The organism is Ruegeria sp. THAF33 (assembly GCF_009363615.1).
GTDB lineage: Bacteria > Pseudomonadota > Alphaproteobacteria > Rhodobacterales > Rhodobacteraceae > Ruegeria.
The window spans coordinates 1,491,795-1,507,269 of record NZ_CP045384.1 but is presented as its reverse complement, the minus strand read 5'-3'; the positions used below and the strand labels follow the sequence as shown (position 1 = coordinate 1,507,269).

Sequence of the window (15,475 nt, the reverse complement as noted above, 5' to 3'; positions counted from 1 at the left end):
CTTTACAATTCTATTTGCGCGTTTCCATCGTCGCAGTCACTCTGTCCAACAGGTTACACGGTTAAGGGGATATCAATGAGTGATTTCGACATTGAATTGTGCACAAGTATCCCGCCAAGAACCGAGCTGAATATTATTTTGGAGCAATATTATGCTCTTATCGCTCAAAGAATGCAGGGTATGGGGTTTGTATTGGATCCTTCCGCACCGCAAAGCGCACTTGAGGAATTCTGGGCGAACACGGATGACTACATGCCTCCGAACGGATGCCTAATCGTCGTAAGAAACCGAGGTGGCAAAATCGTGGGGTGTGGAATGATGAAACGGTTTGATCAGTCTACCGGCGAGTTGAAACGTGTATTTGTAACCGAAGACGCTCGGGGTACCGGAGTCGGGCGCGCATTGATTGAAGCACGAGAACAAGCCGCCAGAGCTATGGGGCTGAAGCGATTGATCGCAGATACACTCACCCCAAATGTGGAAATGAGGTCTTTGTATCCCAAGCTCGGGTTTGTGGAACTGGCCTCTCCGATCGAGACAACAACCTACAAAGATCAGCCCATGCTCCGACCGCACTTGCACTATTTCGTCAAAGAGCTTTGACGCTGGACCTTAGACTGACAATCTTCCACTTTGCGCACCACGTTCGCGATAGGGCGTGGTGTTGTAATGCGCCCGGTAGCATTTCGAGAAATGGCTGGGCGAGGCGAAACCACAGGCCAGCGCCACGTTGATGACGCTCATGTCTGTCTGCATCAGCAGGTTGCGGGCCTTGTGCAGGCGCAGTTCCATGTAATAGCGCTTGGGGGAACGGCTGAGATACCGGCGGAACAGACGCTCCAACTGGCGGGTCGACATACCCACGTCCTTGGCAAGGATCGATGGCGAGATCGGCTCTTCGATGTTTTTTTCCATCATCAGGATAACCTGGCTCAACTTCGGATGCCGCACACCGATTCGGGTCGGAGTTGACAGGCGCTGCGTGTCCTGGTCGGTTCGAATCGAGGAATAGATCATCTGATCCGCCACCGCGTTGGCCAGATCCTCGCCATAGTCATCTGCAATCAGCTTGAGCATCAGGTCAATCGACGAGGTGCCGCCCGCAGTCGTCATGCGGCTGCCATCGATCTGAAAGACGGCTTTGGTCAGTTCGACCTCATCGAATTCCTCGATGAAGCTGTCAGAGTTCTCCCAATGGATCGTCGCCTTCTTGTTGTCCAGCAACCCGGCCTTTGCCAGAGTATAGGCCGCAGTGCAGAGGCCACCGATCCGCAAGCCCCTTCGGGCTTCGCGCCGCAGCCAGTTCAGCACGCGCTTGCTGGTGGCCGCCTGAACGTCCACACCACCGCAGATCAAAACGACGTCGTCGCGCTGTAGCTCTACCAGATCACTGTCCAGCTTGAACTCGGTCCCGGCCGAGCAGGTTACCGTTTCCCCGCCTTCTCCCATCAGATTCCAGGTGTAAAGCTGTCTGTTCGCCATGCGGTTGGCGATGCGCAGACTGTCAAGCGCCGAAGCAAAGGACAGAAGCGAGAATTTGTCCAAAAGGACAAAAACGAAATTCCGGGGTGGGGCCGCAGTGTCTTCCACCGTGACAACTTGGCGTTGCTCTTGCATGGCGAGATGTCCTTGCTTCGCTGCTGGTCAGTTTATTATCCAGCGGCAGATTTGACAGCCACCATGATCAAAGCTTGTTTACGTCGTCAAGAGGCGCAAATGGGATATGGTCACTCTTCATTGCATTTTGTATAGAGACCACCTGAAAACTTCAGCGGAGACCAAAGCTATGACCGAATGGCAAAAATCGAACTGGCGCAACAAGCCCCGGGTTCAGATGCCAGATTATACCGACGCGGCCGCGCTGGCCAAGGTCGAGGCTCAGCTTTCAAAGTATCCCCCGCTGGTCTTTGCCGGCGAGGCGCGGCGTCTCAAACAGCATCTGGGTGCCGCCGGTCGCGGCGAGGCCTTCCTTCTGCAAGGCGGGGATTGCGCTGAAAGCTTTGAACAATTCAGCGCTGATGCGATCCGTGACACGTTCAAGGTGATGCTGCAAATGGCGATGGTTCTGACTTATGGCGCCAAGGTGCCGGTGGTCAAAGTCGGTCGTATGGCCGGACAATTTGCCAAGCCACGCAGTGCCCCGACCGAAGTTGTGGATGGTGTGGAACTGCCCAGCTACCGCGGCGACATCATCAACGAATTGGCCTTCACACCCGAAGCCAGGATTCCGAATCCCAACAAGATGTTGCAGGCCTATACGCAAGCGGCGGCGACACTGAACTTGCTGCGCGCATTCTCGACCGGTGGATTCGCGGATATGAGCCGCGTTCATGCCTGGACTTTGGGTTTCGCGGATGAACAGGACGTTCAGAAATATTCCGAGGTTGCCGATCGCATTCAGGACACCATCGACTTCATGGAAGCCGCTGGAATCACTGCGGAAACAACCCATGAATTCTCGACCGTCGAATTCTACACCAGCCACGAAGGGCTGCTGCTTGAATACGAAGAGGCACTAACGCGTCTGGATTCCACCTCGGGCAACTGGCTGGCTGGCTCTGGTCACATGATCTGGATCGGCGACCGCACCCGTCAGCCCGACGGCGCGCATGTCGAGTTCTGCCGCGGGGTTCTGAATCCGATCGGTCTGAAATGCGGCCCGACCACCACGGCCGAGGACCTCAAAGTTCTGATGTCCAAGCTGAACCCCGACAACGAAGAGGGGCGTCTGACCCTGATCGCGCGCTTCGGTGCGGGCAAGGCGGGCGAGCATCTGCCGCGTCTGATCAAGGCGGTCAAGGAAGAGGGTGCCAAGGTCACTTGGGTCTGCGACCCGATGCACGGAAACACGATCAAATCGGCCACGGGCTATAAAACCCGCCCGTTCGATTCTGTTCTGCGCGAGGTGCGTGACTTTTTCGGAGTGCATCAGGCCGAGGGAACCATCCCCGGTGGCGTGCATTTCGAAATGACCGGGCTGGATGTGACCGAATGCACCGGCGGTGTACGTGCCGTGACCGAAGAGGACCTGTCGGACCGCTACCACACCGCTTGCGATCCGCGCTTGAACGCGTCGCAGTCGCTGGAACTTGCGTTCCTGGTGGCGGAAGAGTTGACCAACCTGCGCCGCAACGGTTCGAAACGCGCGGTAAGCTGAGCGCATCTGTAACACAGACAACAGCGGGCCATCGGCCCGCTGTTTCTGATCACGGCTATCTTGCGTGTTTCAATCGTCGCGTGACACCACCAGATGAAGATGGCCGGCAGAGCGTTTGAATTCGCGTTGTTCCTCGGCAAAACCTTCCACAGGACGGCGCAGAGTGGGCGCGGGCACCTTAATTTCAGAAACCGGTTTGATCCGCGTATCGGCCAGTGAAAACCGGCGCGGTGTCTTGCCGATTGCGCCATCGGCGATCATGACCCCCAAAACACGACTGACATCCCCAAGGTCGCTTTTCAGTGGCAAAAGGATCATCCGGGCCTGCATCCGGGTACGTCCCAACACCCCGCCCGAGTTCAGACTCAATTCGGCAACAGCGGGGGATGCAAATACCTGTTCCAGAACATCCTTGGTTTGCGCACGGGCATCCGGTTGAAAGAACGCGGTCAACGGCATCCCTCGCACTTCCATCCCTGCAAGCGCGTTCAGATGGCTGCCTGCCAGACGAAATCGGGCCAGGCCGGGTGCGATGCGTTCCAGGATGAACGTATATTCAAGAACATTCTCAAGACCGCGCGGGTCGATTTGAGACCGCATGGGCACGCTGTCGCCGCTCAACAATGCGGTCCAATACGCCTCGGCCTGGCGGATCGGCGATAGGCTGCGCCCACTGTCAAAGCGATCCATTGCGACGATCTTTCCAAATTCTGACCCGGAACCTATCCCGAAAAAGGTTTTCATTTTCATCACCCTACCGTCAATTGTCCGCCTTTTTCATAAAATGCAACACATTGGAAGCATCTGCGGCCCGCAAACCATTGCTATGGGCATTTTGACTCGGGTTATTTCAATTTTGGAGCAATTCTTTAACGAATGGTTAACTTGCGCCAAACAATTGCGTCGTCAGCAAACTCTTGCTCTGCACCAGTCAATGGCATTAGGTGCGGCACATGCTCGAAACAGCAGGGGAACAGGAAAGGGCCATCATGATCAGATCCATGACCGGGTTTGCCTCGGGGAAGGGAACTTTCGGCCCGCACAGTTGGTCGTGGGAACTTCGCAGCGTAAATGGCAAGGGGCTGGACATGCGTCTGCGCGTGCCCGACTGGTTGACCGGCCTCGAAGTCGCGTTACGGGCGTCCCTGTCCAAATCCCTGAGCCGGGGAAACGTGACCCTGTCGATGCGCTTGAACCGCGAGGATTCTGCCCCGGAACTGGCCTTGAACGAAACCGCGATGGCTGCGGCCCTGACAGCTCTCGAGCGAACGGAAGCGCTGGCGACTGCGCGCGGCATCACGCTGGCGCCGTCGCGTGCGTCAGATCTTTTGGCGCTCAAGGGGATGATGGATGCAGGAACCGAGGCCGACGATCCGGCTCCGCTTGTTGCTCATCTAACGTCCGAATTCAAAGATCTTCTGGCGGCGTTCATAGATATGCGCAAAGCCGAAGGGGCAGCTTTGGCCGCTGTCTTGAACACGCAACTGGATCAGGTCGCGGAGCTGACGGCGCAGGCCGCAGAGATTGCCGAGCAACGCAAGGACAAGATGACCGAGGGGCTGCGCGAGAATCTCGCGCGGGTGCTGGAGAATACGCAGGGCGCGGATCCCGATCGTGTCGCGCAAGAGCTTGCGATGATCGCGGTCAAGGCGGATATCACCGAAGAAATCGACCGCCTGACCGCGCATGTGGCGGCCGCTCGTGAGTTGTTGGCACAGGACGGGGCCGTGGGCCGCAAGCTGGACTTCCTGATGCAAGAGTTCAATCGCGAAGCCAACACGCTGTGTTCCAAGGCGCAAAGCTCGGACCTGACATCGGTCGGGCTGGAACTGAAAGCGGTGATCGATCAGATGCGCGAGCAAGTGCAGAATGTGGAATAAGAATGGGAACGACTGACATGGCGGACCGCCGAGGCCTACTAATCATCCTGTCTTCTCCGTCCGGAGCGGGCAAATCGACCCTGGCCAGACGGCTGATGGCCTGGGATACGGATCTGGAATTCTCGATCTCGGCGACGACCCGTGCCCCGCGCCCCGGAGAAGAGCATGGGCGCGAGTATTTCTTTCTGTCCGAGGACGAGTTCAAACAGCAGGTCGCTGATGGGCAGATGCTGGAACACGCCCATGTATTCGGAAACTTCTATGGTTCGCCTGCCGAGCCGGTCAAAAATTCGATCAATGCCGGTAAGGACGTATTGTTCGACGTCGACTGGCAGGGTGAAGTGCAGATCCGAAATTCGGATCTGGGGAAACACGCGTTGTCGATCTTCATTTTGCCGCCGTCCATCCCCGAGCTGCGCCGCCGGCTGGAAACACGCGGGCAGGACAGTGATGACGTCATCGCCCGTCGAATGCTCAAAAGCTGGGATGAAATCAGCCACTGGGGCTATTACGACTACGTCCTGATCAACGATGACCTCGAGGCAACCGAAGAAAAGCTGAAAACCATCGTCAGCGCGGAACGGATGCGTCGCATTCAGCAACCCAGGTTGCAACAGCACGTCCGCAAGTTGCAGAGAGAATTCGAGGGACTGTCATGACCATTTACGCTTTGGGCGAGCACGCTCCGCACATTCACGAGGACACCTGGGTCGCGCCCGATGCCAATCTGATTGGCAAGGTTGTGCTGGAGCAGGGGGCCTCGGTCTGGTTCGGCTGCACGATTCGCGCGGATCACGAAGAAATCCGGATCGGCGAGGGCAGCAACGTTCAGGAAAACTGCGTGATGCATATCGACGCCGGGTTTCCCCTGACGATTGGTCGAAATTGCACCATTGGGCACAAGGTGATGCTGCATGGCTGCACCATAGGCGAAAACACGTTGGTCGGAATGGGCGCAATCGTTTTGAACGGCGCAAAGATCGGCCGGAACTGTCTGATCGGAGCAGGGACCTTGATCACCGAGGGCAAGGAAATCCCCGACAATTCGCTTGTCATGGGATCGCCGGGCAAGGTCGTACGCCAGCTGGATGAGGCCGCAGCCCAAAGGATCACGTTCAGTGCGCTGCACTATCAGGAAAACATGCGCAATTTCCGCGAAACCCTGAAACCTGCGCTTTGACGCCACGGAATGAGTGGGTTTTGACGCATGACCGAAGACGTTCTTGAGGACATTGTTCTTGCGATCCCGCTGCCGGCGCTGATGGTGGATCAGACCGAACGGATCATTGCCGCGAACACGGATGCAACGTCTCTTCTGGGCCAGAATATCGTTGGACGTCATTTTGCGACCATATTGCGACAGCCGCAGGTTCTGGACGCGATTGAGCAAAGCCTGACAAGCAGAAGCGCAAAGAAAGCACGTCATCTGTCCAATGACGGTGCGCAGGACACAACATACACAGTTGAATGCAGATACATGAACGGGGTCGCTTCCGAAGGGGCCGTCATGGTCACGTTTCAGGATACCACCCATCTGGAGCACGCCAGCCAGATGCGACGGGATTTCGTGGCCAATGTCAGCCATGAATTGCGCACGCCGTTGACCGCCTTGATGGGGTTTATCGAAACCCTGCGCGGTCCGGCACGGGACGATCCCGCCGCGCGTGACCGGTTCCTCAAGATCATGGCCGATGAGGCCAACCGGATGAACCGTCTGGTCGGGGATCTGTTGTCGTTGAACCGGGTCGAAAGCGAAGAACGTGTTCGACCCAAGCAACAGCTGGAACTTACCGGTCTACTTCAATCCACGATAAACTCGCTGCGGCCCCTTGCGGAGGATGCTGGCGTGGTTCTGTCGCTGGACGTGAAAAACGGCCCGCTTTCAGTCACCGGTGACGGCGACCAGTTGCGGCAGGTTTTCACCAATCTGATCGAGAACGGGATCAAGTATGGCGCCAGTGGCGGCAGTGTCACGGTACGTGTCCTGCCAGCGGACAGGGATCCGGCGATGCGCGGCCCGGCAGTCCGAATCCAGTTCATAGACAAAGGCCCCGGCATAGATGCCGTTCACCTGCCGCGCCTGACAGAGCGATTCTATCGCGCCGACAGCCACAGGTCGCGGCAACTGGGCGGAACCGGGCTTGGCCTTGCGATCGTGAAGCATATCGTCAATCGCCATCGTGGAAGACTTCGTGTCGAAAGCGAATTGGGAAAAGGTTCTGTTTTTACGGTCATTTTGCCCAGTTGAAACAGCCTGGAATGCAAGTCTGCTTTTATCCTGACCCTTTGGGGCATTGGCTGTTCCAGGAGTCAAACGCAGAAAAATGCCCTGCTGTCATAAAACCGTTACGCATGTGTCACAAAAGGCTTACGCACGCGCCATAGGGGTCCCCGCAGGATCATCATGGTGGTGATCAAGTACACCTTTTCAGGGAGACTGAAATGTCCTTTGTAAAACTGTCGGCATCTGCGCTGGCTATCGCTGCCGTCTCGGCGACCACTGCTGCGGCGCGTGACAACGTTCAGATCGCCGGTTCGTCGACCGTTCTGCCTTATGCCTCGATCGTAGCCGAACTGTTCGGTGAAAACACAGACTTTCCAACTCCGGTTGTTGAATCCGGCGGTTCGTCGGCTGGTCTGAAGCGTTTCTGCGAAGGCGTTGGCGAAAACACCATCGACGTTGCAAACGCGTCGCGCGCGATCCGTGAAAAAGAGATCAAAGCCTGCGCCGAAAACGGTGTGACCGACATCATGGAAGTCCGCATCGGTTATGACGGCATCGTATTCGCTAGCCAGCAGACCGGGCCTGCCTTCACCGCGTTCGAACCGTCCGACATTTTCAATGCTCTGGGTGCAAAAGTTCTGAAAGACGGTGAGATCGTTGACAACCCGTACAACACCTGGGCCGAGTTCAACCCAGAACTGCCCGATGTTGAAATCGCAAGCTTCATCCCAGGCACCAAGCACGGCACCCGCGAAGTGTTCGAAGAAAAAGTTCTGCTGATCGGTTGTGAAGAAACCGGCGCCATGGAAGCCATGATCGCGGGCGGCATGAGCGAAGACGACGCTGAAGATGCCTGTCTGGCGGTTCGCACCGATGGCAAATCGGTTGATATCGACGGTGACTACACCGAAACCCTGGCGCGTATCGACACCAACCCCAACGGTATCGGCGTGTTTGGTCTGGCGTTCTACGAGAACAACACCGACAAGTTGAAGGTTGCCACCATGTCGGGCGTCGCACCGTCGACCGAAACCATCTCGACCGGCGAATATCCGGTTTCTCGCCCGCTGTTCTTCTACGTGAAGAAAGCTCATATCGGCGTGATCCCGGGCCTGAAGGAATACGCGCAGTTCTTCACCCATGACGAAATCGCCGGTCCGTCGGGCCCGCTTGCCAACTATGGCCTGGTCGCCGATCCTGAGCTGGCAAAAACTCAGGACGCAATCGCCAACGAAGTCACCATGGGTTCGGGCAGCTGAGCCTGACGTCAGTTTAACGCAAATGGGGGCGACGGATCAGTCGCCCCTTCACTGTCTTTTTACTACTCGCAATCGAAGGCAATGGGGGTGTCATGCCGATACTTTGGCTCTTTCTGATCGTTTCGGCGATCGCGGCTGTCGGCTATCTGTTGGGACGTACGCGCGCACTGCAAAACGCAGGGGGTGACAGTCGGAACCTGCATTCCCTGCCATCTTTTTACGGTGCAAACGTTGCACTGAAGACACTTGTGCCGGCCTTCGGTCTCTTGATCGTGTGGCTGTTGGCGCAGCCTTTCTTCCTCAATGCGCAGGTGTCGGACATGATACCGGACTCTGTGATAAAGGAAGGTTCCTCCCGCAGCCTGGTGATGGCCGAAGTACGCCGCACCGCCGCCGGGCTGGACAACGCGGTTGCGCAAGGCACTCTGACCCAGAACGCCGCCAGTGATGCCGATGCAAATGTCGCCGAGATCACCCAGCTTTTGAAGGACGCGGGGCAGGTTGTGACTTCGGACATCACCCAACCGGTACTGCGCGCTGCGCAGAGCTACCGCGCCATGAGCTCGACCGGGTACGCAATCATGTCCGTTGCCGTTGTCGCGGTTGCCTTGATCGGTGCCGTAGCGGGCTGGTTGCAAACCAACGCCGAATACCGTGCGCGCAACGTTGTGGAACAGGGGGTTCATGTCCTGCTTCTGGCGGCCGCGTCGGTTGCAATCCTCACAACGGTGGGCATTGTCCTGTCTCTTGTGTTCAACACCTGGGAATTCTTCAAACTGTACCCGGCGTCAGATTTCTTTCTCGGCATGACCTGGGCACCCAGCTTTTCGGGCCGCGGCGGGTTGTCCGAACTCGGTATCTTGCCGCTGCTGTGGGGGACGCTCTACATCTCTGTCGTGGCGCTGCTGGTTGCAGTGCCGATCGGATTGTTCGCCGCGATCTATCTCAGCGAATACGCTTCGTCCCGCTTGCGCTCTGTCGCCAAGCCGCTGCTTGAGGTGCTGGCCGGGATTCCGACCATCGTTTACGGTCTCTTCGCCTTGTTGACCGTTGGCCCGCTGCTGTTGGACGTATTTGGTGAAAGTGGCCTGGGCTGGATGAAAGCCGGCACTGCCGTCATGACTGCGGGTCTGGTGATGGGGATCATGTTGATCCCGTTTGTCTCATCACTGTCTGACGACATTATCAACGCGGTGCCGCAGGCCATGCGCGACGGTTCTTATGGCCTTGGCGCCACGCAATCCGAAACCATCCGTCAGGTCGTTCTGCCCGCCGCGTTGCCCGGTATCGTCGGCGCGATCCTTCTGGCGGCATCGCGCGCCATCGGCGAGACCATGATCGTGGTTCTCGGGGCAGGGGCCGCAGCCCGCCTCAGCCTGAACCCGTTCGAAGCCATGACAACCGTGACAGCCAAGATCGTCAGCCAGTTGACGGGGGACGCCGACTTTGCCTCACCCGAGGCGCTGGTCGCCTTCGCACTTGGCATGACCCTTTTCATTCTCACCTTGGGGCTCAACGTGTGTGCCCTTTATATCGTGCGCAAGTACCGGGAGCAGTACGAATGACCGACACCAGTATGCAAAGCCCCCAATCCGGTCGCCATACGATCTCGCTCACGGCTTCGGATGAACGCACGAAGAAACGTGCCAAAGCCGAGAAACGGTTCCGTGCTTATGGCATCGCCGCAATCGCAACCGGTCTGTTCTTTTTGGTTGTTCTGTTCGCTTCGATCCTGTCGCAGGGGATTCCGGCCTTCCAACGCACGGTCGTCAGCATTGAATTCACACTGACCGAACCGCAGCGGGACGAGGCCGAAGGAGCCCTGTTCAAGACAAAAGTCTATTCCAACCTGTTCGTCGCTCAGTTGAACAGTGAACTTGCTGAACGCGGGATCAGCGTTGATTTTGATGAGGCCGCGATCGAGCGTCTTTTGGGTAAAGTCGGCGGGACGATCCGGACCTTTTACACCGAAAACCCCGACAAGCTGGGTGAGCCGGTCCAATTCGATCTGGCAGCATCCAGCCGGGTGGACGGATACTTCAAAGGCCGCGTTTCCCGCGACACGATACAGGACAGCCGGTTTCTGCAAAAAAGCGATCTGGATCTGGTCGATGCGCTGGAACAGGCTGGCATCATCAAGCAGGCATTCAATTGGCCCTTCATCACCGGCGCGGACGCAGGCGTGGACAACCCCGGCGGCGCAGGCATCGGTGTCTCGGTTGTGGGATCATTCTTCATGATGCTGGTCGTTTTGTGTCTGTCTCTGCCGATTGGCGTTGCAGCTTCGATCTATCTCGAAGAATTTGCGCCGCAGAACAAGCTGACTGACCTGATCGAAGTGAACATTTCGAACCTGGCCGCGGTTCCGTCCATCGTCTTCGGTATTCTGGGCCTGGCCGTTTTCATTCAGTTCATGCATCTGCCGCAATCGGCACCGCTGGTCGGCGGTCTGGTTCTGACCCTGATGACGCTTCCGACGATCATCATCTCGACCCGCGCGTCCTTGAAGGCCGTGCCTCCGTCGATACGCGACGCGGCGCTTGGGGTAGGGGCGTCGAAAATGCAGGCGGTGTTTCACCACGTGCTGCCGCTGGCTGCGCCGGGCATTCTGACAGGTACCATCATCGGTCTGGCGCAAGCCTTGGGTGAAACCGCACCTCTTTTGCTGATCGGCATGGTGGGGTTTGTCGCACGCGGATATCCCGACGGCTTTCTTGCAGGCTTTACCGAGCCGAATTCGGCCATGCCCGCCCAGATCTATACATGGGCCGCACGCGCTGACGTCGGCTTTTACGAGAAGGCGTGGGGTGGGATCATCATACTTTTGATGTTCCTGCTGACCATGAATATCATCGCAATCATCTTGCGCCGCCGCTTTGAACGTCGCTGGTAAATGGGGGCTGGAATGAACGACATGACACGAGTGGAGAGAACCGTGGACTCCAAAGACATCAAGATCAACGCCAAGAACGTACAGGTTTTCTACGGTGAAACCCATGCCATCAAGGACGTGAGCGTTGAGATCGAAGACAAGACTGTCACGGCCTTCATCGGGCCATCTGGTTGTGGCAAGTCCACCTTCCTGCGCTGCCTGAACCGAATGAATGACACCATCGATATCTGCCGCGTCGAAGGCGACATCCTGCTGGATGGTGAAGACATCTATGACAAGCGTGTCGATCCGGTCCAGTTGCGCGCCAAGGTCGGAATGGTGTTCCAAAAACCCAACCCGTTCCCGAAGTCGATCTATGACAACGTGGCCTATGGCCCGCGCATTCACGGCATGGCCCGCAACAAGGCGGAACTGGATGAAATCGTGGAAAAATCCCTGCGTCGCGGCGCGATCTGGGATGAGGTCAAGGATCGACTGGATGCACCTGGCACCGGCCTGTCCGGCGGCCAGCAGCAGCGTTTGTGCATCGCCCGGGCCGTCGCCACCGAACCCGAAGTTCTGTTGATGGACGAGCCGTGCTCGGCCCTTGATCCGATCGCGACCGCACAGGTCGAAGAGTTGATCGATGAACTGAGGTCGCGGTTTTCGGTTGTGATCGTCACCCACTCGATGCAGCAGGCGGCGCGGGTCAGTCAGAAAACGGCCTTCTTCCACTTGGGCAATCTGGTTGAATTCGGTGAAACCGGCCAGATCTTTACCAATCCGATAGATCCGCGCACGGAAAGCTACATTACAGGCCGCATCGGCTAATCACAGGTATCTGACAATGAGCGAACAACATATTGCATCTGTTTTTGACCGCGACCTCGAAGCGATCCAAGCGCATATCATGAAGATGGGCGGGCTGGTCGAGGCCGCCATCATAGGCGCGGCCCGCTCGCTGGAAACCCGCGATGAAGAGTTGGCGCAAGAGGTGCGAAAAGGCGACAAGGCCATCGACGCGCTTGAAGAGCTGATCAACGAAGAAACGGCCAGGTTGATTGCGCTGCGGGCACCCACGGCAAGTGACTTGCGGCTGATCCTGTCGGTTCTGAAGGTGTCCGGCAACCTTGAGCGCATTGGCGACTATGCCAAGAATATCGCCAAACGAACCACGGTTCTGGTCAATGCCAGCGAGATCAACGGAAGCGCTGCGGCCTTGCGCCGTATGGCACGCGAGGTCGAACGGATGCTGCGTGATGCGCTGGACGCCTATATTCAACGCGATGCGGAACTGGCCACAGACGTCATCAACCGCGATGAAGAGGTGGACCAGATGTATAACGGCCTGTTTCGGGAGTTTCTGACGTTCATGGCCGAAGATCCACGCAATATCTCGGCCTGCATGCACCTGCATTTCATCGCAAAGAACATCGAACGCATGGGCGATCACGTAACCTCGATCGCCGAGCAGGTCGTGTATCTGGTCACCGGCGACCGCCCGGCCGAAGCCCGGCCCAAGGCTGACAACACGTCGCAAACCGTGTAGGAGACGAGCGAGATGTCAGCAGATCAACCTACCGTTTTGGTTGTAGAGGATGAAATGGCCCAACGTGAAGTCTTGGCCTACAATCTGGAAGCTGAAGGGTTTCGGGTTTCCAAGGCTGGCAACGGCGAAGAAGCCATGCTGTTGGTAGACGAAGACTGCCCGGACATCATTGTCCTGGACTGGATGATGCCCAATCTGAGCGGTATCGAGGTCTGCCGACGCCTGAAAAGCCGCCCGGACACGCGTTCAATCCCGATTATCATGTTGTCGGCCCGGACCGAGGAAGTCGACAAAGTTCGCGGTCTTGAAACCGGCGCGGATGATTACGTGGTCAAGCCATATTCCGTGGTCGAGCTGATGGCGCGCGTTCGCACGCAATTGCGCCGCGTCCGTCCTTCGACCGTTGGTTTGCGCCTGGAATTCGATGACATCATTCTTGACTCCGAGACGCACAAGGTCAGCCGGGACAACAAACCCCTGAAGCTTGGGCCGACCGAGTTCCGGCTTCTCAGCACATTCATGGAAAAGCCGGGCAGGGTCTGGAGCCGCGAGCAATTGCTGGACCGGGTTTGGGGACGCGACATCTATGTCGATACCCGAACCGTCGATGTTCATATCGGGCGTTTGCGCAAAGCCCTGACGCAATATGGCGGGACCGATCCAGTACGAACCGTCCGAGGCGCGGGATACGCCTTGGGATAACCACATCCTGCGTATATGGCGCCAAAGGCGTTTGAATTTTGACAGGAGCCGTATTTGTGGGTGGCGCCCCGTGGCGGTAGTCGGTATTCGCATAATCGGTATTATGGTAATTTCAGGTCACTTGTAACTTGGCCGCAAAGTGAACACTCTGCCCAGAACACGCAATACTAGTTTTGGAACGCGCCATGGAGCTCAGAAATAGAACTGTCATCGTGACCGGTGCCGCAGATGGCATTGGCCGGGGTTTGGCGGAACGTTTTGCTCAGGAAGGTGCGCGCGTCATCTGTTCGGATATTGACGAAGCCGGAGCCCGTGAAGTCGCAACCCAAACTGGCGGTGTTGCGTTCACATGTGACGTTTCGGATGAGGAACAGATCAAGGCGTTGATTGATTTCACCGAAGATACTGTTGGCCCAATTGATCTGTTCTGCGCAAATGCCGGCATCCTGACGCTTGGCGGTCTGGATGTTCCCGATGATCAATGGGAAAAAATTTGGAAAATCAACGTGATGTCGCACGTGTGGACCGCGCGCCATTTGGTGCCTCGTATGATCGGTCGCGGCGGCGGATATATTCTGACGACGGCCTCTGCGGCGGGTTTACTGAACCAACCGGGTGCGGCGCCATACGGTGTCACGAAACACGCGGCAGTTGGATTTGCCGAGTGGCTGTCGCTGACATATGGCGCCAAAGGTCTGCGGGTTTCGGTTCTTTGTCCTCAGGCGGTTCGGTCAAAAATGACTGAAGGACATGAGGTTTCAGTGGCATCGATCGACGGAATGCTGGAGCCGGAAGACGTCGCTGAAACCTGCGTACAAGCCATCCGGGAAGAACGATTTCTGGTTCTTCCGCATCCGCAGGTTTTGGATTATCTGCAACTCAAAGCGGCTGACTACGATCGCTGGCTGGGCGGGATGCGAAAGTTGAATCAACATTTTACGCCAGATACCTAACGTTTTTTCTGAACCTTCCTCATAAGACCTTCCTGAGCCACCGACGCGACCAGGGTTCCGTCTTCTGAATAGATTGATCCGCGATTGAAGCTGCGTCCCTGCCCCGTCCACGGAGAATCCATCACATACAGATGCCAGTTCTGAAATTTCACAGGTGCATGAAACCACAAAGCATGGTCCAGACTGGCGCCGTTGAACTCTCCGGAAAACCAGCTCAGCCCGTGCGGTCGCAAACCTGACGACATCAGGTTCATATCTGACGCATAGGCCAAAAGCAGATGTTGAGTTTTTGCGTCCGCAGACGCGGCAGCCGCCATGCGAAACCAGGTTTTATTGCGGTCGTCCGACACTTCGGGGTTGAACGGATCCAGATGGTCCACCTCGCGGACTTCGATCGGGCGTTCACGCAGAAGCTCACCGCGAAAACCTTCGGGCACGCGATCCACATATGCGTGTCGAAGCTCGGAACGTGATGGGTATGTCTGTGGAGGATTCACGGTTGGCATCGGATGCTGATGATCCCAACCTTCATCCTGAACGTGAAAGGAAGCTGACATATTCAGGATCTGCTTGCCATTTTGAATGGCAACAACGCGACGGGTTGTGAACGACCCACCGTCACGCGCCCTATCCACCTGATAAATAACAGGTTTATCTGGATTCCCGGGGCGGATGAAATAGGCGTGCAGGGAATGGCACAACCGGTCTTCCACGGTTCTGTATGCCGCGGCTAGGGCCTGTGCAATGACCTGACCGCCGAAAATTCGGGTCGGTGTTTCTCCACCCGATCCTGTGCCGCGGAAAAGATCGACTTCAAGTCGTTCGATATCCAGAAGGTCCAGTAAGATGCGTTCCGCTTCGGTCATTGTCTGCTCATGG

Annotated in this window: 16 protein-coding genes; 13 read left to right on the top strand and 3 right to left on the bottom strand. The window is 57.0% G+C overall.

From position 1 onward, the window contains the following. The first annotated feature begins 75 nt into the window (after positions 1 to 75). A complete protein-coding gene (locus FIU92_RS07575) occupies positions 76 to 603 on the top strand; it encodes a GNAT family N-acetyltransferase (protein WP_152457991.1) in 528 nt (175 codons plus the stop codon). Between the two features lie 9 nt (positions 604 to 612). Here FIU92_RS07575 and FIU92_RS07570 read toward each other — a convergent pair whose 3' ends face one another. Then, a complete protein-coding gene (locus FIU92_RS07570) occupies positions 613 to 1,617 on the bottom strand; it encodes a GlxA family transcriptional regulator (protein WP_152457990.1) in 1,005 nt (334 codons plus the stop codon). 169 nt (positions 1,618 to 1,786) lie between these two features. Here FIU92_RS07570 and FIU92_RS07565 point away from each other — a divergent pair, with 169 nt between their 5' ends. Then, complete coding sequence (locus FIU92_RS07565; RefSeq protein ID WP_152457989.1) at positions 1,787 to 3,157, top strand: class II 3-deoxy-7-phosphoheptulonate synthase; 1,371 nt, start codon at positions 1,787 to 1,789, stop codon at positions 3,155 to 3,157. Positions 3,158 to 3,226: 69 nt separating this feature from the next. Here FIU92_RS07565 and FIU92_RS07560 read toward each other — a convergent pair whose 3' ends face one another. Further along, entirely contained in the window at positions 3,227 to 3,901 is a 675-nt protein-coding gene (locus tag FIU92_RS07560) for a PAS domain-containing protein (RefSeq protein WP_152457988.1), read from the bottom strand. Positions 3,902 to 4,146: 245 nt separating this feature from the next. On the opposite strand from FIU92_RS07560, the gene FIU92_RS07555 reads away from it, so the two are divergent. The 11 genes from FIU92_RS07555 to FIU92_RS07505 all read left to right on the top strand — a co-directional run bounded on the left by FIU92_RS07555 (position 4,147) and on the right by FIU92_RS07505 (position 14,596). Beyond that, positions 4,147 to 5,037, top strand: a complete 891-nt coding sequence (locus tag FIU92_RS07555) for a YicC/YloC family endoribonuclease (RefSeq protein ID WP_152457987.1) — start codon at positions 4,147 to 4,149, stop codon at positions 5,035 to 5,037. Positions 5,038 to 5,054: 17 nt separating this feature from the next. Then, positions 5,055 to 5,696: a guanylate kinase gene (gene gmk, locus FIU92_RS07550; RefSeq protein WP_152457986.1), complete on the top strand. Its 642-nt coding sequence runs from the start codon at positions 5,055 to 5,057 to the stop codon at positions 5,694 to 5,696. Next, positions 5,693 to 6,217 carry a gamma carbonic anhydrase family protein gene (locus FIU92_RS07545; protein ID WP_152457985.1) on the top strand — a complete coding sequence of 175 codons (525 nt, stop codon included), beginning with the start codon at positions 5,693 to 5,695 and terminating at the stop codon, positions 6,215 to 6,217. The genes gmk and FIU92_RS07545 overlap by 4 nt, the downstream gene beginning before the upstream one ends. Positions 6,218 to 6,244: 27 nt before the next feature. Further along, positions 6,245 to 7,285, top strand: coding sequence for a cell wall metabolism sensor histidine kinase WalK (locus FIU92_RS07540; protein WP_152457984.1), 1,041 nt, complete (start codon positions 6,245 to 6,247; stop codon positions 7,283 to 7,285). A 194-nt stretch (positions 7,286 to 7,479) separates the two neighbouring features. Further along, a complete protein-coding gene (locus FIU92_RS07535) occupies positions 7,480 to 8,520 on the top strand; it encodes a substrate-binding domain-containing protein (RefSeq protein WP_152457983.1) in 1,041 nt (346 codons plus the stop codon). A 92-nt stretch (positions 8,521 to 8,612) separates the two neighbouring features. Beyond that, entirely contained in the window at positions 8,613 to 10,085 is a 1,473-nt protein-coding gene (pstC, locus tag FIU92_RS07530; protein ID WP_152457982.1) for a phosphate ABC transporter permease subunit PstC, read from the top strand. Then, complete coding sequence (gene pstA, locus FIU92_RS07525) at positions 10,082 to 11,413, top strand: phosphate ABC transporter permease PstA (protein ID WP_152457981.1); 1,332 nt, start codon at positions 10,082 to 10,084, stop codon at positions 11,411 to 11,413. Before pstC ends, pstA begins: the two co-directional genes overlap by 4 nt. A gap of 12 nt (positions 11,414 to 11,425) precedes the next feature. Beyond that, complete coding sequence (gene pstB, locus FIU92_RS07520) at positions 11,426 to 12,223, top strand: phosphate ABC transporter ATP-binding protein PstB (RefSeq protein WP_152457980.1); 798 nt, start codon at positions 11,426 to 11,428, stop codon at positions 12,221 to 12,223. Positions 12,224 to 12,239: 16 nt separating this feature from the next. Further along, entirely contained in the window at positions 12,240 to 12,941 is a 702-nt protein-coding gene (gene phoU, locus FIU92_RS07515; RefSeq protein WP_152457979.1) for a phosphate signaling complex protein PhoU, read from the top strand. A 12-nt stretch (positions 12,942 to 12,953) separates the two neighbouring features. Then, complete coding sequence (gene phoB, locus FIU92_RS07510) at positions 12,954 to 13,643, top strand: phosphate regulon transcriptional regulator PhoB (RefSeq protein ID WP_152457978.1); 690 nt, start codon at positions 12,954 to 12,956, stop codon at positions 13,641 to 13,643. Between the two features lie 185 nt (positions 13,644 to 13,828). Beyond that, positions 13,829 to 14,596, top strand: coding sequence for an SDR family oxidoreductase (locus FIU92_RS07505; RefSeq protein ID WP_152457977.1), 768 nt, complete (start codon positions 13,829 to 13,831; stop codon positions 14,594 to 14,596). On the opposite strand, the gene FIU92_RS07500 is transcribed toward FIU92_RS07505, so the two are convergent. Beyond that, positions 14,593 to 15,462, bottom strand: a complete 870-nt coding sequence (locus FIU92_RS07500; protein ID WP_152457976.1) for an acyl-CoA thioesterase II — start codon at positions 15,460 to 15,462, stop codon at positions 14,593 to 14,595. The two genes, FIU92_RS07505 and FIU92_RS07500, sit on opposite strands and share 4 nt — an antisense overlap. Between the last annotated feature and the right edge of the window lie 13 nt (positions 15,463 to 15,475).

What these genes read in the sequence shown, in the direction of transcription:
- FIU92_RS07505 (WP_152457977.1), top strand. Translation starts at nt 13,829, where the DNA reads ATGGAGCTCAGAAATAGAACTGTCATCGTGACCGGTGCCGCAGATGGC.
- FIU92_RS07535 (WP_152457983.1), top strand. Translation starts at nt 7,480, where the DNA reads ATGTCCTTTGTAAAACTGTCGGCATCTGCGCTGGCTATCGCTGCCGTC.
- FIU92_RS07565 (WP_152457989.1), top strand. Translation starts at nt 1,787, where the DNA reads ATGACCGAATGGCAAAAATCGAACTGGCGCAACAAGCCCCGGGTTCAG.
- FIU92_RS07555 (WP_152457987.1), top strand. Translation starts at nt 4,147, where the DNA reads ATGATCAGATCCATGACCGGGTTTGCCTCGGGGAAGGGAACTTTCGGC.
- FIU92_RS07575 (WP_152457991.1), top strand. Translation starts at nt 76, where the DNA reads ATGAGTGATTTCGACATTGAATTGTGCACAAGTATCCCGCCAAGAACC.
- FIU92_RS07560 (WP_152457988.1), bottom strand. Translation starts at nt 3,901, where the DNA reads ATGAAAACCTTTTTCGGGATAGGTTCCGGGTCAGAATTTGGAAAGATC.
- FIU92_RS07570 (WP_152457990.1), bottom strand. Translation starts at nt 1,617, where the DNA reads ATGCAAGAGCAACGCCAAGTTGTCACGGTGGAAGACACTGCGGCCCCA.
- FIU92_RS07500 (WP_152457976.1), bottom strand. Translation starts at nt 15,462, where the DNA reads ATGACCGAAGCGGAACGCATCTTACTGGACCTTCTGGATATCGAACGA.
- pstC (WP_152457982.1), top strand. Translation starts at nt 8,613, where the DNA reads ATGCCGATACTTTGGCTCTTTCTGATCGTTTCGGCGATCGCGGCTGTC.
- phoU (WP_152457979.1), top strand. Translation starts at nt 12,240, where the DNA reads ATGAGCGAACAACATATTGCATCTGTTTTTGACCGCGACCTCGAAGCG.
- phoB (WP_152457978.1), top strand. Translation starts at nt 12,954, where the DNA reads ATGTCAGCAGATCAACCTACCGTTTTGGTTGTAGAGGATGAAATGGCC.
- pstA (WP_152457981.1), top strand. Translation starts at nt 10,082, where the DNA reads ATGACCGACACCAGTATGCAAAGCCCCCAATCCGGTCGCCATACGATC.
- FIU92_RS07545 (WP_152457985.1), top strand. Translation starts at nt 5,693, where the DNA reads ATGACCATTTACGCTTTGGGCGAGCACGCTCCGCACATTCACGAGGAC.
- gmk (WP_152457986.1), top strand. Translation starts at nt 5,055, where the DNA reads ATGGCGGACCGCCGAGGCCTACTAATCATCCTGTCTTCTCCGTCCGGA.
- FIU92_RS07540 (WP_152457984.1), top strand. Translation starts at nt 6,245, where the DNA reads ATGACCGAAGACGTTCTTGAGGACATTGTTCTTGCGATCCCGCTGCCG.
- pstB (WP_152457980.1), top strand. Translation starts at nt 11,426, where the DNA reads ATGAACGACATGACACGAGTGGAGAGAACCGTGGACTCCAAAGACATC.